This is a genomic window from Rhodoferax sp. LS1P39 (genome assembly GCF_056521425.1).
On record NZ_JBWMAV010000008.1, the window covers coordinates 86,883 to 107,253 of the forward strand.

21 protein-coding genes are annotated in these 20,371 nt (G+C 64.6%); 10 read left to right on the forward strand and 11 right to left on the reverse strand.

Features of this window, described 5'->3' with window-relative positions; translation table 11 throughout:
• Positions 1-72 precede the first annotated feature (72 nt).
• Positions 73-1,911, reverse strand: coding sequence for an ABCB family ABC transporter ATP-binding protein/permease (locus tag AC097O_RS14255; protein WP_479593451.1), 1,839 nt, complete (start codon positions 1,909-1,911; stop codon positions 73-75).
• Between the two features lie 38 nt (positions 1,912-1,949).
• Here AC097O_RS14255 and AC097O_RS14260 point away from each other — a divergent pair, with 38 nt between their 5' ends.
• Both AC097O_RS14260 and AC097O_RS14265 read left to right on the forward strand, forming a co-directional pair.
• Positions 1,950-2,360 (forward strand): acyl-CoA thioesterase, encoded by a 411-nt coding sequence (locus AC097O_RS14260; protein WP_479593452.1) that lies wholly within the window; start codon positions 1,950-1,952, stop codon positions 2,358-2,360.
• Positions 2,361-2,369: 9 nt separating this feature from the next.
• A complete protein-coding gene (locus AC097O_RS14265) occupies positions 2,370-2,786 on the forward strand; it encodes a hypothetical protein (protein ID WP_479593453.1) in 417 nt (138 codons plus the stop codon).
• A 143-nt stretch (positions 2,787-2,929) separates the two neighbouring features.
• On the opposite strand, the gene AC097O_RS14270 is transcribed toward AC097O_RS14265, so the two are convergent.
• The gene (locus AC097O_RS14270; protein WP_479593454.1) at positions 2,930-3,886 is read right to left on the reverse strand and encodes a chemotaxis protein; all 957 of its coding nucleotides are present in this window, start codon (positions 3,884-3,886) and stop codon (positions 2,930-2,932) included.
• Positions 3,887-4,041: 155 nt separating this feature from the next.
• Positions 4,042-4,626 carry a chalcone isomerase family protein gene (locus AC097O_RS14275; RefSeq protein ID WP_479593455.1) on the reverse strand — a complete coding sequence of 195 codons (585 nt, stop codon included), beginning with the start codon at positions 4,624-4,626 and terminating at the stop codon, positions 4,042-4,044.
• 341 nt (positions 4,627-4,967) lie between these two features.
• Between AC097O_RS14275 and trpE the strand changes: the two genes are divergently transcribed.
• The 7 genes from trpE (at position 4,968) to AC097O_RS14310 (ending at position 11,388) form a co-directional block, all read left to right on the forward strand.
• Positions 4,968-6,470: an anthranilate synthase component I gene (gene trpE / locus AC097O_RS14280; protein WP_479593456.1), complete on the forward strand. Its 1,503-nt coding sequence runs from the start codon at positions 4,968-4,970 to the stop codon at positions 6,468-6,470.
• A 2-nt stretch (positions 6,471-6,472) separates the two neighbouring features.
• Complete coding sequence (locus AC097O_RS14285; RefSeq protein WP_479593457.1) at positions 6,473-7,048, forward strand: aminodeoxychorismate/anthranilate synthase component II; 576 nt, start codon at positions 6,473-6,475, stop codon at positions 7,046-7,048.
• On the forward strand, positions 7,048-7,716 hold the full coding sequence (locus AC097O_RS14290) for a LysE family translocator (protein WP_479593458.1): 669 nt from the start codon (positions 7,048-7,050) through the stop codon (positions 7,714-7,716). The genes AC097O_RS14285 and AC097O_RS14290 overlap by 1 nt, the downstream gene beginning before the upstream one ends.
• Positions 7,717-7,730: 14 nt before the next feature.
• Entirely contained in the window at positions 7,731-8,762 is a 1,032-nt protein-coding gene (gene trpD / locus AC097O_RS14295) for an anthranilate phosphoribosyltransferase (RefSeq protein WP_479593459.1), read from the forward strand.
• Positions 8,763-8,884: 122 nt separating this feature from the next.
• On the forward strand, positions 8,885-9,265 hold the full coding sequence (locus AC097O_RS14300; protein WP_479593570.1) for a PIN domain-containing protein: 381 nt from the start codon (positions 8,885-8,887) through the stop codon (positions 9,263-9,265).
• A complete protein-coding gene (locus tag AC097O_RS14305; RefSeq protein ID WP_479593460.1) occupies positions 9,262-9,486 on the forward strand; it encodes a toxin-antitoxin system HicB family antitoxin in 225 nt (74 codons plus the stop codon). Before AC097O_RS14300 ends, AC097O_RS14305 begins: the two co-directional genes overlap by 4 nt.
• Before the next feature lie 330 nt (positions 9,487-9,816).
• A complete protein-coding gene (locus AC097O_RS14310) occupies positions 9,817-11,388 on the forward strand; it encodes a methyl-accepting chemotaxis protein (RefSeq protein ID WP_479593461.1) in 1,572 nt (523 codons plus the stop codon).
• 91 nt (positions 11,389-11,479) lie between these two features.
• On the opposite strand, the gene AC097O_RS14315 is transcribed toward AC097O_RS14310, so the two are convergent.
• The 8 genes from AC097O_RS14315 to AC097O_RS14350 all read right to left on the reverse strand — a co-directional run bounded on the left by AC097O_RS14315 (position 11,480) and on the right by AC097O_RS14350 (position 19,222).
• The gene (locus AC097O_RS14315; RefSeq protein WP_479593462.1) at positions 11,480-12,325 is read right to left on the reverse strand and encodes a DUF2189 domain-containing protein; all 846 of its coding nucleotides are present in this window, start codon (positions 12,323-12,325) and stop codon (positions 11,480-11,482) included.
• 58 nt (positions 12,326-12,383) lie between these two features.
• Positions 12,384-12,860, reverse strand: coding sequence for a DoxX family protein (locus AC097O_RS14320; RefSeq protein WP_479593463.1), 477 nt, complete (start codon positions 12,858-12,860; stop codon positions 12,384-12,386).
• 4 nt (positions 12,861-12,864) lie between these two features.
• On the reverse strand, positions 12,865-13,611 hold the full coding sequence (locus AC097O_RS14325; protein ID WP_479593464.1) for an HvfC/BufC N-terminal domain-containing protein: 747 nt from the start codon (positions 13,609-13,611) through the stop codon (positions 12,865-12,867).
• On the reverse strand, positions 13,608-14,444 hold the full coding sequence (bufB, locus tag AC097O_RS14330) for an MNIO family bufferin maturase (RefSeq protein ID WP_479593465.1): 837 nt from the start codon (positions 14,442-14,444) through the stop codon (positions 13,608-13,610). The genes AC097O_RS14325 and bufB overlap by 4 nt, the downstream gene beginning before the upstream one ends.
• Positions 14,445-14,452: 8 nt before the next feature.
• Positions 14,453-14,752 carry a BufA1 family periplasmic bufferin-type metallophore gene (locus AC097O_RS14335; protein ID WP_479593466.1) on the reverse strand — a complete coding sequence of 100 codons (300 nt, stop codon included), beginning with the start codon at positions 14,750-14,752 and terminating at the stop codon, positions 14,453-14,455.
• 106 nt (positions 14,753-14,858) lie between these two features.
• Positions 14,859-18,101 carry an efflux RND transporter permease subunit gene (locus tag AC097O_RS14340; protein ID WP_479593467.1) on the reverse strand — a complete coding sequence of 1,081 codons (3,243 nt, stop codon included), beginning with the start codon at positions 18,099-18,101 and terminating at the stop codon, positions 14,859-14,861.
• Complete coding sequence (locus AC097O_RS14345; RefSeq protein ID WP_479593468.1) at positions 18,098-18,739, reverse strand: permuted SH3 domain-containing protein; 642 nt, start codon at positions 18,737-18,739, stop codon at positions 18,098-18,100. The genes AC097O_RS14340 and AC097O_RS14345 overlap by 4 nt, the downstream gene beginning before the upstream one ends.
• 90 nt (positions 18,740-18,829) lie before the next feature.
• Positions 18,830-19,222 carry a hypothetical protein gene (locus tag AC097O_RS14350; RefSeq protein WP_479593469.1) on the reverse strand — a complete coding sequence of 131 codons (393 nt, stop codon included), beginning with the start codon at positions 19,220-19,222 and terminating at the stop codon, positions 18,830-18,832.
• 74 nt (positions 19,223-19,296) lie between these two features.
• Between AC097O_RS14350 and AC097O_RS14355 the strand changes: the two genes are divergently transcribed.
• Entirely contained in the window at positions 19,297-20,328 is a 1,032-nt protein-coding gene (locus AC097O_RS14355) for an NAD(P)H-dependent flavin oxidoreductase (protein WP_479593470.1), read from the forward strand.
• The last annotated feature ends 43 nt before the right edge of the window (positions 20,329-20,371 follow it).

Consider the following 20,371-nt stretch of genomic DNA (forward strand, 5'->3'; position numbering starts at 1 on the left):
CTCAATTACTATTAAATTTATAGCTTGTTGCGCTTATGGAATAAGCGCCAGAGGCCTATTTGGCTTAAAAATCTATTCTGCACTCTGCTGCAAGGCCCACATGGCGGCATAGCGCCCGTTGGCCACCAGCAGCGCGGCATGGGTGCCGCGCTCCAGGATGCGGCCCGCGTCCATCACCAGAATCTCGTGCGCGTCCACCACGGTGGACAGGCGGTGGGCGATGACCAGCGTGGTCTTGTTGCGGGCGGCGGTTTGCAGCTCGGTCTGGATGGCGCGCTCGTTGGCCGAGTCCAACGCCGAGGTAGCCTCGTCAAAAATCAGGATGGGCGGGTTCTTCAGCAGCGTGCGGGCAATGGCCACGCGCTGCTTCTCACCGCCCGACAATTTGAGCCCGCGCTCGCCCACCATGGTGTTGTAGCCCTTGGGCGTGGAACTGATGAAACCGTGGATGCGCGCCGCCCGGGCCGCCTCTTCCACCTGGGCGCGGCTGGCACCGGGCTGGCCGTAGGCGATGTTGTATTCCACCGTGTCGTTGAACAGCACGGTGTCTTGCGGCACGATGCCGATGGCCTGGCGCACGCTGGCCTGGGTGACCGTCTGGATGTTCTGCCCGGCAATCAGAATCTCGCCCTGCTGCACGTCGTAGAAGCGAAACAACAGGCGCGCCAGCGTGGACTTGCCCGAGCCCGACGGCCCGACCACCGCCACGGTTTTGCCCGCCGGGATGTGCAGGCTGATGTCTTGCAGAATGGGCCGCGCCGGGTCGTAGGCGAAGAACACGTGGTCAAAGCGCACATCGACCTGGCCGTCATGCAACACAATGGGCTTTGCCGCTGGCTGGTCGGCGATTTCGCGCTCTTTTTCCAATAGCGCGAACATCTTTTCCAGATCGGTCAGGCTCTGCTTGATCTCGCGGTAGATCACGCCCAGAAAACCCAGCGGAATGTAGAGCTGGATCATGAAGGCGTTGACCATCACCAAGTCGCCCAGGGTCATGCGCCCGTCCACCACGCCCTGGGTGGCGCGCCACAGCATGGCGACCAGGCCCACGGCAATGATGAGCTGCTGGCCGGTGTTGAGCAGGCTCAGGGTGCGCTGGCTTTTGACCGACGCGCGCCGGTAGCTTTCCAGGTTCTCGTCGTAGCGCCTGGCTTCAAAGGCCTCGTTGTTGAAGTATTTGACGGTCTCGAAGTTCAGCAGCGAATCGATGGCGCGGCTTTGGGCGTGCGAATCCAGCGCGTTCATCTCTTTACGGAACTGGGTGCGCCATTCGGTCACCGTGACCGTAAAGGCGATGTAGGCCACCAGCGCAATCAGCGTGATCCAGGCAAACCAAATGTCGAACTTGACGGCCAGCAGGGTCAGCACAAAGCCGACTTCGATCAGCGTGGGGATGATGCTGTAGAGCGAGTACGAGATCAGCGAATTCACCGCCCGGGTGCCGCGCTCGATATCGCGCGTCATGCCGCCGGTCTGGCGCTCCAGGTGGAAGCGGAGGCTCAGCGCATGCAGATGCTGGAACACCTCCAGCGAAATCCGCCGCGACGCGCCCGCGGTAGCCTTGGCAAACACCAGCTCGCGCAGCTCGGTGAACAGCGAGGTGGACAGGCGCAGCAGCCCATAGGCCACCAGCAGCGCCACCGGCACCACGATCAACGCGGGAAGGGAGTCGCTGCTGAGCTTGCCGCCCGTGGGGCTCATGGCATCCACCAACTGCTTCAGCAGCAGCGGCACGCTGACGCTGGCTGCCTTGGCCCCCACCATGAAGGTCAGCGCGGCGATGACACGCCATTTGTACTCCCACAGGTAGGGAAACAGGCGGCGCAGCGTGCGCCAATCGGATTGCGGCGGCGCAGCATGGGGCAGCACCGGCATGGAAGCAGGGGGGGCGGTTTCGCCGTAGCGGCGCATGGGGGACAATCTCAGTTATTTGCTTTGGATTGTCCCTGATGTCTACAAACTCCGATGCCCCCGTTTCCTTGCCCACCGACATGGAGCTGGTACTCAAGGTCGTTCCCATGCCCGGCGACTGCAATGCCAGCGGCGATATTTTTGGCGGCTGGGTGATGGCGCAGGTGGATCTGGCGGGGTCGGTGATACCCGCACGCTACGCCAAGGGGCGCGTGGCCACAGTGGCGGTGAAGGAATTCATCTTCAAGCAGCCCGTGCGGGTGGGGGATATCTTGACGTTCTACGCCTCCCTGGTCCGGCTGGGCCGCACCTCGGTCACCGTCCGGGTGGAGGTGTTTGCCGAGCGCCTGTACCTCCAGGGCCAGTACATCAAGGTCACCGAGGCCACGCTGACCTACGTGGCCATCACCGAGCAAGGTGAACCCCGCGCCCTGCCCGTTTCCCACTGATACCAACCCATGCCCCACAACACCGCCGCCCTGAGCCTCGAATGGACCACCCTGCAAAACAACTACGAACAGGCCGAACGCAACGCGCTGCTGGTCAAGCTGGCCGCTGTCGTGCTGTGTGTGGCGGGTTACGCGCTGGGCGTGCCGTATGAACTGATTGGCGGCACGGCGCTGCTGCTGTGGGTGCAGGAAAGCCTGTGCCGCACCTCCCAGGCCCGCCTGGGCGAGCGCATCGTGCGGGTGGAGGCACTGGTGAAAAACGCGGCCCCGGCCAGTGCGGCCTGCCAGTTGCACACCGAGTGGCTGGCCAGCCGCCAGGGCAGCGCCGGTTTGCTGGGCGAGTACGCGGCCCATGCGCTACGGCCTACGGTGGCGTTTCCGTATGCCGTGCTGCTGGTGGCCGCGCTGGTGGCCTATTCAGGCTAAGCCCGACCAACAATCACCACGGAGCAAAAGGCACACCTTCCAGAAACACCGCAGAACTGGCTTTGCCAGGCTGCTGGTGTTGCCCCCTGCAAGGGGGTTGGCGGAAAGTGCGCAGCACTGTAGCCTGGGGGTGTGCTTATTCTTTAGTGCTTGAGCACTTTGCGGATGGTGGCGGCCAGTTCTTCGGCTACAAACTTGCCCACGTAGGCATCGGCCCCCACGCTCTTCACGTGCACCTCGTTGGCCGAGCCGGACAGCGATGAGTGAATGATCACCGGCACGCCCTTGAAGCGGCCATCCTGCTTGATCTTGCGGGTCAGGGTGAAGCCGTCCATCTCCGGCATTTCCAGATCGGTGAGCACCAGGGCGACCTTGTCTTCAATGGCCTTGCCTTCGGCAGCCGCCGCGTCCGACATGGTTTGCAAACGCTCCCATGCTTCCTTGCCGGTTTTGCACATAACGAAGGGCACACCCAGTGCCACCAGCCCCTGCTCGATCAGGGTACGGGCCAGCATCGAGTCGTCTGCCGCCAGCACCACCGCGCCCGGGCGCAGCTTGACCGTGGGGCCAATGCTGGCCGCATCGACATCGGGGGCCGTTGGCGGCATCACATTGCGCAGAATCTGCTCCACATCCAGCACCTGGGCCAGACGGGTGTTGTCCACATCGCCGTCCAGGCGGGCGATGCTGGTGATCATGCCGCCCTGGGTGTTGGACTCGGCCGACAGCACCTGGCTCCAGTCCAGGCGCACGATCTGGTCCACTTCTTCCACCGCAAACGCCTGGGTTGAGCGGGCGTATTCGGTGACCATCAGGATGTTCAGGCCATTTTTGGGCAGGCAACCTACAGCGCCCGCCAAGTCGATCACCGGGATCACCTGGCCGCGGATATTGGTCATGCCCAGCATGTGTTTGGTGGACCCGGCGACGGCGGTAATGGTGGGCATCACCATGATCTCGCGCACCTTGAAAACATTGATCCCGAACAGCTCGCGCTGGCTCGAATGGGCGGCTTCCCCCAGGCGAAACAGCAACAGTTCAAACTTGTTGCTGCTGGTGAGATTGGTACGTTCGTCTACCTCTTGCTGGACTGTCGCCATGGATTTCCCCTTAGATGCACGCCATTAGATCTGGATTTGGATTTTTTACAAGTTCTCACACTTGCACGCGCATCGGAGCAGGATAAAGCCCATCTGCGGTCGCCTTGCCCTCAGAATGTAACAGCATGCTTCATTGCGGCCGGAGCCGCAGGCGCTCACCCCGCCTTGCCCAGCAGCGCGTCCTTGAGTTTCCAATCCGCCGGGCTGGTGCCCAGCCAGATGCGCAGCAAGGCGTTGAAAAACTCGGCTTCGGGGAAGGGCTCGCCCTCTGGCTTGCCTTTGACCCGCAGCACTGTGCCCACGCCGGGTGTCCAGTCGAGTTCAAAGGTGTCGCCGGGCAGCAGCTTTTTGTAATCCGCAAACACCTGGCCCATGCGGTACAGGCTGGGCACCAGCTTGGACAGCTCGCTGCGGCCGGTGTTGTCTTCCACGCCCCGGGTGAACAGCTTGCCCAGCGCATTGGCATCGATCTCGCGCAGCATGGTGATGCTGATGCGTTTGGGCCCGGGCATGGCCATCACCTCCTCGGGGGTGCTGGCCTTTTGGGGCAGGTACAGGCCTGCGGTATAGACCTTGAACACCGCCTTGTAGCGCACACCCGCGCCGTTGAGTTGCAACACGGTGCCGCGCTGGTCCACGCTGTCGGCATAGGCCACCCCCACCACCGTCGCGGCCCGGGCCGGGGCCGTGGCGGCCAGCAGACCCAGCCAGAGGGCCGCACACACGCAAAGTAACTTCATTCGAACCAACCTGTTGAAGTGGGGCATCTGCCGCCGAGGGCTGTATTTTGACGTGCTCACGCAACGGTGTACAAAACCGCACTGCGAGGTGCCCAAGCCCTGCCGCGTGTTTGCTACACTTTGCGCATGTCCATTCCACGCACGATCATTGCAGGCTGCCCCGGCCAGGGAGCCTGGTCTTGGCGCAAGCCAATTTCTGCGCGCACCTGAATTGCACGGCGCTGCCGTGCGCCCCACGCCTCACCCCCGAGGCTGAATCGACATACAGCACACCGTGCTGTGCCCCAGGCCCATTCATAGCATCTATAGAACGGGCCCGGAATCTCTCACAAAGGCAACCCGTGATTACCGAACTTGAATTCAAAAGCCTGGCCCAGGACGGGTACAACCGCATCCCCTTGATGTTGGAGGCATTTGCCGACCTGGAAACCCCGCTCTCGCTCTACCTCAAGCTGGCCCACACCCGCAATAACGGCGCCTACAGCTTTCTGCTGGAGTCGGTGGTGGGTGGCGAACGCTTTGGCCGCTACAGCTTTATCGGCCTGCCTGCCCGCAGCTTTCTGCGCGCCAGCGGCTTTGGCGCTGAGGCCAAAACCGAAGTGGTGCGCGACGGCGTGGTGGTGGAAACCCACCAGGGCAACCCGCTGGACTTCATCGAGGCCTACCAGAAGCGCTTCAAGGTGGCCCTGCGCCCTGGCCTGCCACGCTTCTGCGGCGGCCTGGCGGGCTACTTTGGCTACGACGCGGTGCGCTACATCGAGAAAAAGCTCGAAGCCAGCTGCCCGCCCGACACCCTGGGCTGCCCCGACATCATGCTGCTGCAGTGCGAAGAGCTGGCGGTGATCGACAACCTGTCGGGCAAGCTCTACCTCATCGTCTACGCCGACCCGACCCAGCCCGAGGCCTATTCCACCGCCAAGAGGCGGCTGCGCGAACTGAAAGAGCAGCTCAAGTACTCGGTCAGCGCGCCCATCGTCAAGCCCACCCAAAGCCACCCCACCGAACGCGAATTTGCCAAAGCCGACTACATCGCTGCCGTAGAGCGCGCCAAGGAGCTGATTGCAGGCGGCGACTTCATGCAGGTACAGGTGGGCCAGCGCATCAAGAAGCGCTACACCGAATCCCCGCTGTCGCTGTACCGTGCGCTGCGGGCGCTGAACCCCTCGCCCTACATGTTTTTCTACAACATGGGCGACTTCCATGTGGTGGCCGCCTCGCCCGAAATCCTGGTGCGCCAGGAATCCATGGCCAACGGCGAGCAAAAGGTCACCATCCGCCCCCTGGCAGGCACCCGCCCCCGCGCCTCCTCGCCCGAGCAGGACAAGGCCGTCGAAGCCGAGCTGATTGCCGACCCCAAGGAACGCGCCGAGCACGTGATGCTGATCGACCTGGCCCGCAACGACATTGGCCGCATCGCCAAGATCGGCACCGTCAAGGTCACTGAAGCCTTTGCGGTAGAGCGCTACAGCCATGTGATGCACATCGTCAGCAACGTGGAAGGCACCTTGCTCGACGGCATGAGCGCCATCGACGTGCTCAAAGCCACCTTCCCCGCGGGCACGCTGACCGGCGCGCCCAAGGTCCACGCCATGGAGCTGATCGACCAGCTGGAGCCCACCAAGCGCGGCCTGTACGGCGGTGCCTGCGGCTACATCAGCTATGCGGGCGACATGGACGTGGCCATCACCATCCGCACCGGCATCATCAAGAACCAGACCCTGTACGTGCAGGCCGCCGCCGGGGTGGTGGCCGACTCGGTGCCCGAACTCGAATGGAAAGAAACCGAAGCCAAAGCCCGCGCCCTGCTGCGCGCCAGCGAACTTGTTGAAGAAGGTTTGGAGTGACCATGAAACTGCTGATGATCGACAACTACGACAGCTTTACCTACAACATCGTCCAGTACTTCGGCGAACTGGGCGCGGATGTGGAGGTGGTGCGCAATGACGAAATCACCCTGGAAGAAATCGCCGCCCGCGCCCCGGACCGGCTGGTGATCTCCCCCGGCCCGTGCTCGCCCAAGGAGGCGGGCATTTCGGTGGCCGCCATCCAGCACTTTGCGGGCAAGCTGCCGATTCTGGGCGTGTGCCTGGGGCACCAGGCGATTGGCGCGGCTTTTGGCGGCAGCATCATCCGGGCGCAGCAGCTGATGCACGGCAAGACCAGCGTCATCACCACCACGCAGCAAGGCGTGTTTGCCGGGCTGCCGGAGCAGTTCACGGTGAACCGCTACCACTCGCTGTCCATCGAGCGCAGCAGCTGCCCGGCTGATTTGGAAATCACCGCCTGGACGGATGACGGCGAAATCATGGGCGTGCGCCACAAGACGCTGGCCATCGAGGGCGTGCAGTTCCACCCCGAATCCATCCTCACCGAGCATGGCCACGCCATGCTGAAGAACTTCCTGGACCAAGGCGCGCGGTAATGCTGGACGGTTTGGGCATCAACCACCTGCCGCTGTTCATCTTGTCGGGCTGGCTGCTGAACCTGACCCCGGGGCCGGACGTGTTCTACATCCTCACGAACGGCCTGCGTGGCGGCTGGCGCGCAGGCGTGGTGGCAGCCTTAGGCATCACCGCAGGCTGCTTCGTGCACATCTTTGCCGCCGCCGTGGGAGTCAGCGCGCTGATCACCGCGTCGGCCACGGCCTTCACCGTGCTCAAGTGGCTGGGTGCGGCCTACCTGGTGTGGGTGGGCATACAGATGCTGCGCTCGCCTGCACCGGCAGTCGCTACAGATTCAGTAGCTGCTCACGCTGATGGAATAAGCGCTAGCGGCCTAAAAAGCTTAAAGACCGTGTTTATCCAAGGCTTCTGGACCAATGCGCTGAACCCCAAGGTGGCGCTGTTTTTTCTGGCCTTCTTACCCCAGTTCATCACCCCTGGCGCGGCGCAGCCCACGCTGGCTTTTGTGCTGCTGGGCCTGCTGTTCAACCTGAATGCCGTACCCATCAACCTGGGCTATGCCCTGCTGGCGGCCTGGGCTGCCCGCCGCATGGGCGCGGTGCGCCGCGGCATGCACTGGCTGGAACGCTGCGCGGGCGCGCTGTTTGTCGGTTTTGGTATCAAACTGGCCTTGTCGGCCAAACCCTGAAAGCGAGTCACCCCATGATCACCCCCCAAGAAGCCCTGCAGCGCACCATCGAACACCGCGAAATCTTCCACGACGAGATGCTGCACATCATGCGGCTCATCATGCGCGGCGAAATGTCGCCGGTGATGATGGCCGCGCTGATCACTGGCCTGCGCGTGAAGAAGGAAACCATCGGCGAAATCACCGCCGCCGCCCAGGTGATGCGCGAATACTCCACCAAGGTCTTTGTTGCCGACAAAACGCATCTGGTGGACATCGTCGGCACCGGGGGTGACGGCTCGCACACCTTCAACATCTCCACCTGCTCCATGTTTGTGGCAGCCGCCGCCGGGGCCAAGGTCAGCAAGCACGGCGGGCGCAGCGTCAGCAGCAAAAGCGGCAGCGCCGACGTGCTGGAGAGCCTGGGCGTCAACATCAACCTCTCGCCGGAGTGCATTGCCCAGTGCATCGCCGACGTGGGCGTGGGTTTCATGTTCGCCCCCAACCACCACCCGGCCATGAAAAACGTGGCCCCGGTGCGCAAGGAGCTGGGCGTGCGCACCATCTTCAACATCCTCGGCCCCCTGACCAACCCGGCCGGCGCACCCAACATCCTGATGGGCGTGTTCCACCCCGACCTGGTCGGCATCCAGGTACGCGCCCTGCAACGCCTGGGCGCCGAGCACGCGCTGGTGGTTTACGGCAAGGACGGCATGGACGAAGTGAGCCTGGGTGCCGCCACCGTGGTGGGCGAGCTCAAAAACGGCGAGATCAGCGAGTTTGAGATCCACCCCGAAGATTTCGGCATGACCATGGCCAGCCACCGCAACCTGCGCGTAGAAACCCCCGAGCAGTCCAAAGCCATGCTGCTGGGCGTGCTGGACAACGACCACGGCGCGGCCCGCGACATCGTCATCCTGAACGCCGGTGCCACGCTGTACGCGGCGAATGTGGCGGACTCCATGGCTGAGGGCCTGGTGCTGGCGCGCAAGGCGATTGAATCGGGGGCGGCGCGGGCGAAGTTGGGGGAACTGGTGGCGGCTAGTCAGGCCAACTTGTCGGCGTAACGGATAACGATTGCGCATCCACACAAGCGCTACGGTTTAAATAGCTGCTAGCGCTCATTCCATAAGCGCTAGCGGCCTATTTCTCTTTTAGATTCAACTACTGGGCTCCTGTAGGTGCCTGCCTGGGAACAGGAGCATCCAGCAAAGTGGTCGCCATGTGCCTGGAAGGGCGGATACAAGCGCTCATGGGTGCCGCCTTGATGGCTGAGTACGAAGACGTTTTGGGACGAGCGCCCCTGTTCCAGGATTGCCGCCTCAACGCTGCCGAGCGGGCAGAGTTGCTGGATATTTTTATCGCCCAGACCCAATGGGTCCGGGTCTACTTCGGCTTGCGACCCAACTTGCGCGATGAAGGCGATAACCACTTGGTTGAGCTGGCCGTGGCGGGCGGTGCAAACTACATCGTCACCCGCAATATCCGGGATTTCGCAGGCATGGACCTCCACTTTCCTGGCTTGCGCATCTGCACACCGGAAGACTTTTTGAAGGAGCAAACACCATGAGCGCCCTCACCGTCCGCCTCTCAGACGACAAGCACCTGCGCCTGCGCCAACTGGCAAAAGCCCGTGCCACCACCATCAATGGATTGCTGGACGAGACCGTGACCTTGCTGCTGGCCGAGTTTGATGCCGAGGTGCACTACCGTGCGCGGGCGCTGCGCGGGGCGGGGCAGCAGGCACGCGGGTTGGCGTTGCTGGCCAAGGCGGCAGGAACGGGCGCATAGCCCGCACCATCAAACGCTATATTTAATATAGCTTCTCGCGCTTATGCAATAAGCGTCAGCGGCCTATTCCACTTAAATTCCCCCAGCGCCGCACGCTTCACGCGGCGATGGAAACTTTGCCAGGCTCCTGCGCCACCGGAGACCGCAGCAACCAGAGCCAAATTGCAGGCATTGATGGCGGCCAGGGCGAATGAGAAACCAGGGTCGGTGGGGTGGGTTAAGGGGCTCACAAATGAAACACACTGTTACCATGAGCCCCCCTTCGCAAGGACTTTGCATTTCGCTCTACAGCCCGGCAACCCCACGCCCACCACCCCTAAGGATCCTGAGATGAACGCAATCCGCAACCTCCGCATCGGCCAGCGCCTGACGCTTGCTTTTGGGGTGATTCTGCTCATTCTGGCCACCAGCGCCGGGGTGGGCGTTTGGCGCCTGCAAGAGCTGGCAGAGACGACCCGCGCCATGGGCACGACCGAGAACGAGAAGCTCAAACTGGCGGTGCAATGGCGCCAGACCATCGACCTGAACTGGATCCGCACCCGCGCCAGCATGCTGGATTCAGACACCAGCCACATCGGCACCTGGCAGGCCGAGATGGACAAAACCTCGGAAGTCACTCTGGCCTCGCGCAAGCGGTTGCTGGAACTGGTCCAGTCCGACGAAGGCAAGCGGCTGATCGCCGACATTGATGCCGCCCGCGAAGCCTACCGCACGCCGCGCGCAGAGCTCCTGAAGCGCAAGCTGGCGGGCGAAAACGTCATGGAAGCCGTGGAAAAAAACCTGCAACCGCTGGCACTCAACTACCTCGACACCATCTCCAAACTGGAAAAACGCCAGCAGAACATCTATGACGCCGCCCTCATGCAGGCAGAGCACAACGCCGCCCAGGGCCAGACCATCCTGGTCGTCGGCGGTGTAGCCTCGCTGCTGCTGGGTGCGTACTTCGCGTTTGTCCTGTCGCGCTCGATCGTGGCACCGATCCAGCAGGCATCGACCAGCGCGCGCCTGATTGCCGACGGCGACCTGACCGAAAACGTGCACATCGAAGGCAAGGACGAGGCCGCCGACCTGCTGCATGCCTTGAAGGCGATGCAAAACAACCTGTCGCGGGTGGTCTCGGGCGTGCGCGGCAACGCCGAGAGCGTGGCCTCGGCCAGCGCCCAGATCGCCCAGGGCAACCATGACCTGAGCGCCCGCACCGAAAGCCAGGCCAGCGCGCTGGAACAAACCGCGGCCTCGATGGAAGAGCTCAGCTCCACCGTCAAGCAGAATGCCGACAACGCCCGCCAGGCCAACCAGCTGGCGATGAGCGCCTCCACCGTGGCCATGCAAGGCGGCGAGGTGGTGAGCCGCGTGGTGGAAACCATGAAGGGCATCAACGACAGCAGCAAGAAGATTGCCGACATCATCAGCGTGATCGACGGTATCGCCTTCCAAACCAATATCCTGGCGCTGAACGCCGCCGTCGAAGCCGCTCGGGCGGGCGAACAGGGCCGCGGCTTTGCCGTGGTGGCCAGTGAAGTGCGCAGCCTGGCGCAGCGCAGTGCCGCTGCCGCCAAAGAGATCAAGACGCTGATCGACAACAGCGTCGCCCAGGTCGGCCAGGGCACGAACCTGGTGGACCAGGCGGGCAGCACCATGACCGAGGTGGTCAACTCGATCCGCCGTGTCACCGACATCATGGGCGAAATCAGCGCCGCCAGTACCGAGCAAAGCCTGGGCGTGGCCCAGGTGGGCGAGGCGGTGACGCAGATGGACCAGGCCACCCAGCAAAACGCGGCGCTGGTGGAAGAATCGGCCGCCGCCGCAGGCAGCCTGCAGACCCAGGCCCAGCAGTTGGTGCAGGCCGTGTCGGTGTTTCAACTGAACGGTGCCCCGTCTTCGGCCCGGTTGTTGCGCTAAAAAAGCCACCCCCAAGGCCTGTATTTTTTAAGGAAAATACGGCCTTGGCGCTTATTGCAAGGGCGTAACGAGCTATTATTTATATAGCACCTCAAGCACCCACGGGCGCGGGTTCGGCCCAGCGCACGGCGCGCCGGTAGGCATGCCAACTCGCATGCCCCAGCCAGGGCCCCACCGCCAGCAGCCCCAGACTCCAGGGCAGCAGCATGGCCCCAAGCAGCAGCAAGGTGATGAGCAGGCCCCAGAACAGCATGGTCAGCGGGTTCGAGGTGACCACCTGGAAGCTGGTGATGGCGGCGGTCACGGCGTCGGTATCGCGGTCCAGCACCATGGGGATGGACACCACGCAAAAGGCGTACACCAGTCCGGCAAATACGCTACCCACCACCAGGTACGTCGCCAGGAACTTCCAGTTGTCGGGGCTGAAAACGGCCTGCAGCACGCTGGCCGTAGACGGCATGCCGGTTTTGAAGAACACCGCAAACACCACCAGCGAGGCCCGGCCCCACAGCAGCTCCAGCACCATCAGCACCAGGACCAGCATGGCCATGCTGCTAATGTGCGTGTCCCAGCAGGTGATGGATGCGCCCAGCTCGGGCACCAGGCCCACCTCGCGGCGGCGGCTGACCTCGTACAAGCCCATGGCCAAAAAAGGCCCCACCAGAAAACAGCCGGAGACGATGGACATGGTGTATTCGGGCTGGTGCCGGAACACCGCAGCCAGTACCACCGCCATCAGCCAGAAGCACAGGCCGTAAAACAGCGCAATGCCCTTGGCCGCCAACAGGTCGCGCCCGCCTGCGGCCAGCCAGCGCAGCGGGTCGGCCAGGCCCAGCGCCACGATGTCGCGGCGGGGCGCGGTGCTGGGCGGCGGCACGTAGGGCACATAAGCGGTGGGCGGCGGGGTGGCGGATTCGGTATCGGGCAAGGGTTGCATCGCGTGGGCTCGGCCAGTAGAAAAACCGAGCCAGTATGGGCAGCCGCGACCGCCCCCGTCAATCCGGGCTTGCGTGGGCCTGGCGGTGGTGCCGGGCGATCCAGTGGTCCAGCGAGAACCTGCCTGGTCCCTGCGCCACCAGGTACAGCAGCAGCGCCGCCCAGGTGCCGTGGGTGGCGTAGGCACCGGGGTAAACGAATAGCTGGATAGTCAGCGTCATGCCCAGCAGGGCCAGGGCGGCGAAGCGGGTGCCCAGGCCGAAGAGCAGCAGCAGCGGAAACAGGTGCTCGGCACCGGCGGCCAGCGGAGCCATCAGCTCCGGCAGCGGCAGGCGGTATTCGTCGCGGAACAGGTCTACCGCCGTGTCGGACAGGCGCGGCCAGCCCAGCTGGAAGCTGCCGCTGACGATGTCCAGCGCAAAGCCTTGCACCTTGGTTTGGCCGGACTGCCAGAACACGGCGGCGATGGAGAAGCGGGCCAGCAAGGCGATGAAGCTGTGGGGGATGCGGCTGCACAGGGCAATCAAAGTGTTCATGGTGTCATGCCTCAAAAGCAAGGTGGGTGATGCACTGCTGGCGAATCAGCAGGGCCAGGGTGGCGGGTAGATCCAAGGCGGCATCGGCACTGGCAGCTGCCAGCAAGGTGTCGCCGTTTTGCAGCGCGGTGATGAACCGCCCGGCAGCAGCGGGGATACACAGAATTTCGACCTCCAGCCCGCAGCGCAGCACCAAGGCGGTTTGGGGCTGGTCCACATCGGCCACTGGCTCCCCACCGTGGTGGGCCGCCCACAGCGAGAACACGGCATACGCCGAATCCACCACCTGCACAGACGGGTGCAGGCCCAGGCACAGCGTGGCCAGTTGGTCGGGGGCTGCCAGGGCGGCTTGCAAGGCTGCGGGGGCGATGGCGGGCCCATCGGCGGCGTGGTAGGCCTGCACCTGGCTGCGCTCCAGCCGGGCCACATCGGCCAGGTAGGGCACGCTGGCGGCGGGCTCGAACGATTCAATGAAAGCGGGCAACTCGGTCCCGTACCAGGCCATCACCCGCGAACGCGGCGGGTGGGCCTGCACGTACAGACGCGCCATGGCCCGGAAAAAGTCCACGCCCACCAGCGCCTGCACCACCGGGTAGGTGGCCGCCAGCGCGTCGATGAGCGAGACCACCACGTTGTTGCGGTAGACGGCAAAGCGCACGGCGGGGTCGGAGCCGTTCCACACCCGCAGGCCGGGGGGCGCGGGGAGCGTGGGGTCGAGCAGCGCGGCGGCGAAGGCGGTTTGCGAGTTCATGCCAACGCCTGCAAATAGCTTTGGGCGGCCCGTGCCTCGGCCAGCAATACGGGCAGCGCAGGCACGTCGTTGTCGCGCTCGACCAGGGTGGGCACGGGGCCGGTCAGGCGCAGCGCAAAGGCATATAAGTCCCACACGGCCTGGGCTACGGGTGCGCCGTGGCTGTCGATCAGCAGCGGGTCGCCTGCGCCGTCTTGCGCCTCGGCAAAACCGGCCAGATGGATCTCGCCCACGGCCTGCAGCGGCAGGGCCTGCAGGTAGGCTTGCGGGTCGAAGTCGTGGTTCACGCTGCTGACATATACGTTGTTCACGTCCAGCAGCAGGCCGCAGCCGGTGCGGCGCAGCACCTCGCGGATGAAGGCGGCCTCGCTCCAGGTGGAGGCCGTAAATTCCACATAGGTGGCGGGGTTCTCCAGCAGCATGCGGCGCTGCAGGCGGGTCTGCACCTGGTCGATGTGGTCGCACACGCGTTGCAAGGTGGCGGCGGTGTAGGGCAGCGGCAGCAGGTCGTTCAGGAACACATCGCCGTGGGTGGACCAGGCCAGGTGCTCAGAAAAGGATTGGGGGGCGTAACGGTCGAGCAGCACGGCCAGCGCGTCCAGGTGGGCGGTGTCCAGCGGTGCATCGGCCCCGATGGACAGGCCTACGCCGTGGATGGACAGCGGGTAGCGCTCGCGGATACGGCTCAGATAGTGGTGCGACGGGCCGCCGGCCACGAAGTAGTTTTCAGCGTGGATTTCGAAGAAACCCAAGTCCGGCGCGGTATCCAGAATCTCCCGGATATGGCCGGACTTGAGGCCGATGCCCACACCGGGCGGCAAGGATGTGGGCATGGCGGACATTACATTTTTGCGGTGAAAGCCATCTTCTGGCCCATGCCGGTGGGCGAGGTGGCGGACTTCATGGTCTCGCAGGTGCCAGCGGGCACGTATTTCCAGGCATTGGCTTGGAAGTCCGTCTTGGAGGTGCCTGCACAGGTGGTGCCCGCACCGGCGGCGCAGTCGTTCTTGGCGGCCATCGCCACACCGTAGCAGCGCTCTTTGTCGGCAGCGGCAGCAGGTGCGGCGGCCATCGCCAGGGCAGAGCCCAGAGCCAGGGCCAGCACAGCGGTGGAAGCGAAGGATTTGTTGGAAGCGGTCATGGAAATCTCCGGTTGGTAAAAGCACGTGGGGTTGAAGGTCAGCAGGGTGTTTTGCCTTGCTGTGGAGTAGTCGGGGGGCGCTGCAGTTTCTTACAGCTCTCTCAATTTATTTATTGCGCACCATCGCAACGCACCTCCGCCAGAAACGCCGCAGAACTGGCTCTGCCAGGCTGCTGGCGTTGCCCCCTGCAAGGGGGTTGGGGACTAGCGCTTGCGCTGTAGCCTGGGGGTGAGCGTCACGTCTGTGCATCAAAAGATAGACCGCCGGGATGACGAACATCGACAGCAGCGGCGCGGTCACCATGCCACCGACCATGGGCGCTGCTATGCGCTGCATCACCTCGGAACCCGTGCCGCTGCCCCACAAAATAGGCAGCAGGCCGCACAGAATGACGGCCACCGTCATGGCCTTGGGGCGCACGCGCTGCACGGCACCGTGCATGATGGCCGCGTGTATTTTTGTATCGAAATCAAGCTCTAGCGCAATATCTACGGGCGTAGCCTGCTTCAAATACAGGAGCATGATGACGCCAAACTCGGCCGACACCCCGGCCAGCGCAATAAAGCCCACCGCGCCTGCCACCGACAGGTTGTAGTCCAGCAAGTACAGCAGCCAGATGCCGCCCACCAGTGCAAACGGCAGGGTGGCCATGATCAACACCGCGTCGCCCACCCGCTGAAAGGTGAGGTACAGCAACACAAAGATGATCAGCAGAGTGAACGGCACCACCACTTGCAGTTTGGCCGTGGCCCGCTCCAGGTACTCGAACTGGCCCGACCACGACACGGCGTAGCCCGCAGGCAGCGCAACGCTGGCAGCCACGGCCTTTTGCATGTCCTGCACCGCAGAGCGCAAGTCGCGGCCCCGGATGTCCACATACACCCAGCCGGACAGGCGGGCGTTTTCGCTGCGCAGCATGGGCGGGCCGTCGGCAATAGCGATGTCGGCCACGTCGCCCAGCACCAGGCGCGCGCCACTCTCTGCCACGATGGGCAGGCTGCGCAACTGAGCCACCGAGTCGCGCATCTCGCGCGGGTAGCGCAGGTTGATGGGAAAGCGCTGCGTGCCATCCACCACCTCGCCGATGTTGTCGCCGCCCACGGCGGTGCCGATGATGGCCTGCACGTCGGCGATAGACATGCCGAAACGGGCGGCATCGTCGCGGCGGATGGTGATGTCTACATAGCGCCCGCCGGTCAGCCGCTCGGCCAGCGCGCTGCTGACACCGGGCACGGTTTTCAGGGTGCGCGCTATCTCGCCCGTGAGGCGGTCGATGGTGGCCAGATCGGCCCCGGCCACCTTCACGCCCACCGGGCTTTTGATGCCGGTGGCCAGCATGTCGATGCGGTTGCGGATGGGCGGCACCCAGATGTTGGCCAGGCCCGGCACCTGCACGATGCGGTCCAGCTCGGCCACCAATTGGTCTTGCGTCATGCCGGGCCGCCATTGGTCGCGGGGCTTGAACTGCACGGTGGTTTCGAACATCTCCATCGGTGCGGGGTCGGTGGCGGTGTCTGCCCGGCCCGCCTTGCCGTAGACGCGGGCCACCTCGGGCAGGGTTTTGATGAGGCGGTCGGTTTGTTGCAGCAACTCAGCCGCCTTGCCTGTGGACAGGCCGGGCAGCGCCGTCGGCATGTAGAGCAGGTCGCCCTCGTCCAGCGCGGGCATGAACTCGCCGCCGATGTGTTGTAGCGGCCACAGGCTGGCCACCAGCAGCAACGCCGCCCCCAGCAGCGTGGTACGCGGCCATTGCAGTACTTTGGCCAACAGCGGGCGGTAGGCGGCAATCAACCAGCGGTTCAACGGGTTGGCAGCCTCGCTGGGAATGCGGCCCCTAACCAAGTAACCCATCAGCACCGGAATCAGCGTGACCGACAGGCCCGCCGCCGCCGCCATGGCATAGGTTTTGGTGAAGGCCAGCGGCGCGAACAAACGGCCCTCTTGCGCCTCCAGCGTGAACACCGGGATGAACGACAGCGTAATGACCAGCAGCGAGAAAAACAGCGCTGGCCCCACCTCGGCCGCTGCGTCACCCATCACCCGCCAGCGCTCCTGGCCGTGCAGCTTTTTACCGGGGTGCGCATGGTGCCACTGCTCCAGGTGCTTGTGGGCGTTCTCCACCATCACCACCGCCGCATCGACCATCGCACCAATGGCAATCGCAATGCCGCCCAGCGACAGGATGTTGGCGTTCACCCCTTGGTAGCGCATGGCGATGAAGGCCACCAGGATGCCGATGGGCAGCGAAACGATGGCCACCAGGGCCGAACGCAGGTGGCCCAAAAACACAAAGCACACCACGGCCACCACCGCAAACTCTTCCAGCAGCTTGAAGCCCAGGTTGGCCACGGCGCGTTCGATCAGGCCCGAACGGTCGTAGGTGGGCACGATCTCTACGCCTGGGGGCAGGCTGGCTTGCAGGCTGCGCAGCCGGGTTTTGACGGCGGCAATGGTCTGCAGCGCGTTCTGGCCCGAGCGCATCACGATGACACCGCCCACGGCCTCGCCCTGCCCGTCCAGCTCGCCAATGCCCCGGCGCATTTCCGGGCCCAGCTGGATGCGGGCCACGTCGCCCAGGCGCACCACGGCACCCGCAGCGGTGGTCAGCGGCAGAGCGCGAAAGTCGTCCAGCGTTTGCAAATAGCCGCTAGCGCGCACCATGTACTCGGCCTCGCCCAGCTCCAGCACCGAGCCCCCGGCCTCCTGGTTGTTTTTTTGGACCGCCTCGGTGAGTTTGCCCAGAGGAATCCGCAAGGCCGCCAGCTTCTGCGGGTCCGCCACGATCTGGTATTGCCGCACCATGCCGCCGATGGTGGCCACCTCGGCCACGTTGGGCACGGTTTTCAGCTCCAGCTTCAAAAACCCGTCTTGCAGCGCCCGCAACTGCGATGCGTCCTGCCCGCCCGTGCGGTCTACCAGCGCGTACTGGTAGACCCAGCCCACGCCGCTGGCATCCGGCCCCAGCGTGGCTTTGGCACCGGGCGGCAGGCGCGACTGCACCTGGCCCAAAACTTCCTGCACCCGCGAACGGGCCCAGTACAGGTCGGTGCCGTCCTCAAACAGCACGTACACAAACGAGTCGCCAAAGAACGAGTAGCCGCGCACCGTCTTGGCCCCCGGCACCGACAGCATGGTGCTGGTCAGCGGGTAGGTCACCTGGTTTTCCACCAACTGCGGGGCCTGGCCGGGGTAGCTGGTGCGGATGATGACCTGCACATCGGACAGGTCGGGCAAGGCATCCAGCGGGGTGCGCTGCACACTGACCACACCCCAGGCGCTGAGGAGCAGCGTGGCCAGCAGCACCAAAAATCGGTTGGCGATGGACCAGCGGATGAGCCGGGCGATCATGGCGCGGTACCGGTGGCCATGCGTGCTTCCACACCTTTGAGGCTGGCTTCGGAGTCGATCAGGAACTGGCCCGACACCACCACCCGCTGCCCGGCTTGCAGACCGCGCAGCACCACGGTTTTGCCATCGGCTTCGGCCCCGGTTTCCACCACCACCGGGCGAAAGTGGCCTTCCGCCTCGGCCAACACCAGCACCGTGCGCCGGGCGGTAGGAATCAGCGCCTCGGTAGGCACCTGCAGACCCGCATCCACCACCACGCTGCGCACGCCCAGGTTCTGCTGCATGCGCGGGCTGACGGTGACCGTGCTGGCATCGGCTGCCGCCGCACCGTCGGCATACACCGGCACCAGCATCATGTCCATGAAGGGCGACTTGGCGGGCGCGTCGAACTTATTTCCCGGCACCATGGGGTCGTGGTAGTACAGCACCTTGCGGCCCGCGGCGGGGTCCAGGTCACCGGCTTTGATGCCGCTGGCGATATGGCGGCGGGTGGCGGCTTCGCCTTCGGCAATGCTTTGCGGCACAGCCACAGCAGCCAGTGTGGCCACGGTGGCCCCATGCTGCAAGCCCAGTTGGTACAGGCCATACCCTCCACCCAGCCCGGCCAACACACATACGGCAATGCTTGATTTTTTCATTCCAGTCTTTCCAACGTCACCTACAAGGAACGCCCAAAGCGCGCATCCATGGGACGCAGCAGCCCGAGCCCAGCGCGATGCCGGGTCGGCCTACAGACGGAAGACTTGGTTGAAAAGGTAGAGCGGCGGGCTGCCGGGTGGCCGCGCAGGGTGGACCGCCGGAGCAGCCCGCACGGCCATCGCCAGCAGCGGCAGCAGCCACCCCAGCGTCCACAGCGCCGCCCACACGGGCGATGGCAGGTCCACGCTGCTGCTCTGGTGGGCCGACTGTGGGGGGGCTTCGCCTGTGGCCTTGCACAGGTTGGGCTGCGCCGGGTCCATTTGCTCGGCGGGCATGCCTTCGCAGCCGGGCATGCTGCTGGCGACCACCGGTGTGAGCCACTGCGGGCACACATAGCCTGCGGTGGCCAACTGCGCAAACAGCACGCACGCCACCACCCACAGGGCGATCCAGAGGCGGCGTGAGGGCAGGCGCAGAAGCATGTATCCAGTTTGCCACACCAGTTTCTCGCAGCACTAAACTGGGGTTTTGCGCCACAGGCATTGCCACACCCCCCATGCATATCTCCACTCTTTTAGGCACCCAGCTGCCCCTGATCCAAGCCCCCATGGCCGGGGTCCAAGGCAGCGCGCTCGCGGTGGCCGTCAGCAACGCGGGCGGCCTGGGTTCCCTGCCCGCCGCCATGCTGGGGCTGGAGGCACTGCAGGCCGAGCTGACGCGCATCCAGGCGCAAACCACCCGGCCCTACAACGTCAACTTTTTCTGCCACACCCCGCCGCCGCCCGCCGATGAGGCACCCTGGCACGCGGCGCTGGCACCGTACTACCAGGAGATGGGGCTGGACCTGGCCAGCATCGTGCCCGGCCCGGGGCGCGCACCGTTCAGCGCCGAAGCGGCCCACCTGCTGCGCGCCTTCAAGCCGCCGGTGGTGAGCTTCCATTTCGGGCTGCCCAGCCCCGCGTTGCTGGAAGTGGTGCGCAGCTGGGGGGCTAAGGTGTTGTCATCGGCCACCACGGTGGACGAAGCGCTGTGGCTGCAGGCGCAGGGGGTGGATGCCATCATTGCCCAGGGCCTGGAGGCGGGCGGGCACCGCGGGCACTTTTTATCGGACGACCTGACGCGGCAGATGGGCAGCTTCGCCCTGCTGCCGCAGATCGTGCGGGCGGTCAATATTCCCGTGATCGCCGCCGGGGGCATTGCCGATGCACAGGGCGTGGCCGCCGCCATGGCCTTGGGTGCGGCGGGGGTGCAGATCGGCACCGCCTACCTGCTGTGCCCCGAGGCCACCACCAGCGCCATCCACCGGGCTGCGCTGCAAAGCGAGGCGGTACGGCACACGGCTTTGACGAACCTGTTCACCGGGCGGCCCGCGCGCGGCATCCTGAACCGGGTGATGCGTGAGCAAGGGCCGATCAGCGCGGCGGCCCCTGCCTTCCCCATGGCCACCGCCGCCATGGCCCCGCTGCGGGCGGCGGCAGAGCGCTTGGGGCAAGGAGACTTCTCGCCGCTGTGGTCGGGGCAGAACGCCAGCGGCTGCCAGGCGCTGCCTGCGGCGGAGCTCACCCGGCAGCTTGCCCAGGGCTTTTAACCCCCCACTCCGTTACACAAAAAAACAAACCTAACGGAGTTAC

Coding starts and splice junctions, on each gene's coding strand:
- AC097O_RS14255 (WP_479593451.1), bottom strand. CDS start 1,911: ATGCGCCGCTACGGCGAAACCGCCCCCCCTGCTTCCATGCCGGTGCTG.
- AC097O_RS14260 (WP_479593452.1), top strand. CDS start 1,950: ATGTCTACAAACTCCGATGCCCCCGTTTCCTTGCCCACCGACATGGAG.
- AC097O_RS14265 (WP_479593453.1), top strand. CDS start 2,370: ATGCCCCACAACACCGCCGCCCTGAGCCTCGAATGGACCACCCTGCAA.
- AC097O_RS14270 (WP_479593454.1), bottom strand. CDS start 3,886: ATGGCGACAGTCCAGCAAGAGGTAGACGAACGTACCAATCTCACCAGC.
- AC097O_RS14275 (WP_479593455.1), bottom strand. CDS start 4,626: ATGAAGTTACTTTGCGTGTGTGCGGCCCTCTGGCTGGGTCTGCTGGCC.
- AC097O_RS14285 (WP_479593457.1), top strand. CDS start 6,473: ATGAAACTGCTGATGATCGACAACTACGACAGCTTTACCTACAACATC.
- AC097O_RS14290 (WP_479593458.1), top strand. CDS start 7,048: ATGCTGGACGGTTTGGGCATCAACCACCTGCCGCTGTTCATCTTGTCG.
- trpD (WP_479593459.1), top strand. CDS start 7,731: ATGATCACCCCCCAAGAAGCCCTGCAGCGCACCATCGAACACCGCGAA.
- AC097O_RS14305 (WP_479593460.1), top strand. CDS start 9,262: ATGAGCGCCCTCACCGTCCGCCTCTCAGACGACAAGCACCTGCGCCTG.
- AC097O_RS14310 (WP_479593461.1), top strand. CDS start 9,817: ATGAACGCAATCCGCAACCTCCGCATCGGCCAGCGCCTGACGCTTGCT.
- AC097O_RS14315 (WP_479593462.1), bottom strand. CDS start 12,325: ATGCAACCCTTGCCCGATACCGAATCCGCCACCCCGCCGCCCACCGCT.
- AC097O_RS14320 (WP_479593463.1), bottom strand. CDS start 12,860: ATGAACACTTTGATTGCCCTGTGCAGCCGCATCCCCCACAGCTTCATC.
- AC097O_RS14325 (WP_479593464.1), bottom strand. CDS start 13,611: ATGAACTCGCAAACCGCCTTCGCCGCCGCGCTGCTCGACCCCACGCTC.
- bufB (WP_479593465.1), bottom strand. CDS start 14,444: ATGCCCACATCCTTGCCGCCCGGTGTGGGCATCGGCCTCAAGTCCGGC.
- AC097O_RS14335 (WP_479593466.1), bottom strand. CDS start 14,752: ATGACCGCTTCCAACAAATCCTTCGCTTCCACCGCTGTGCTGGCCCTG.
- AC097O_RS14340 (WP_479593467.1), bottom strand. CDS start 18,101: ATGATCGCCCGGCTCATCCGCTGGTCCATCGCCAACCGATTTTTGGTG.
- AC097O_RS14345 (WP_479593468.1), bottom strand. CDS start 18,739: ATGAAAAAATCAAGCATTGCCGTATGTGTGTTGGCCGGGCTGGGTGGA.
- AC097O_RS14350 (WP_479593469.1), bottom strand. CDS start 19,222: ATGCTTCTGCGCCTGCCCTCACGCCGCCTCTGGATCGCCCTGTGGGTG.
- AC097O_RS14355 (WP_479593470.1), top strand. CDS start 19,297: ATGCATATCTCCACTCTTTTAGGCACCCAGCTGCCCCTGATCCAAGCC.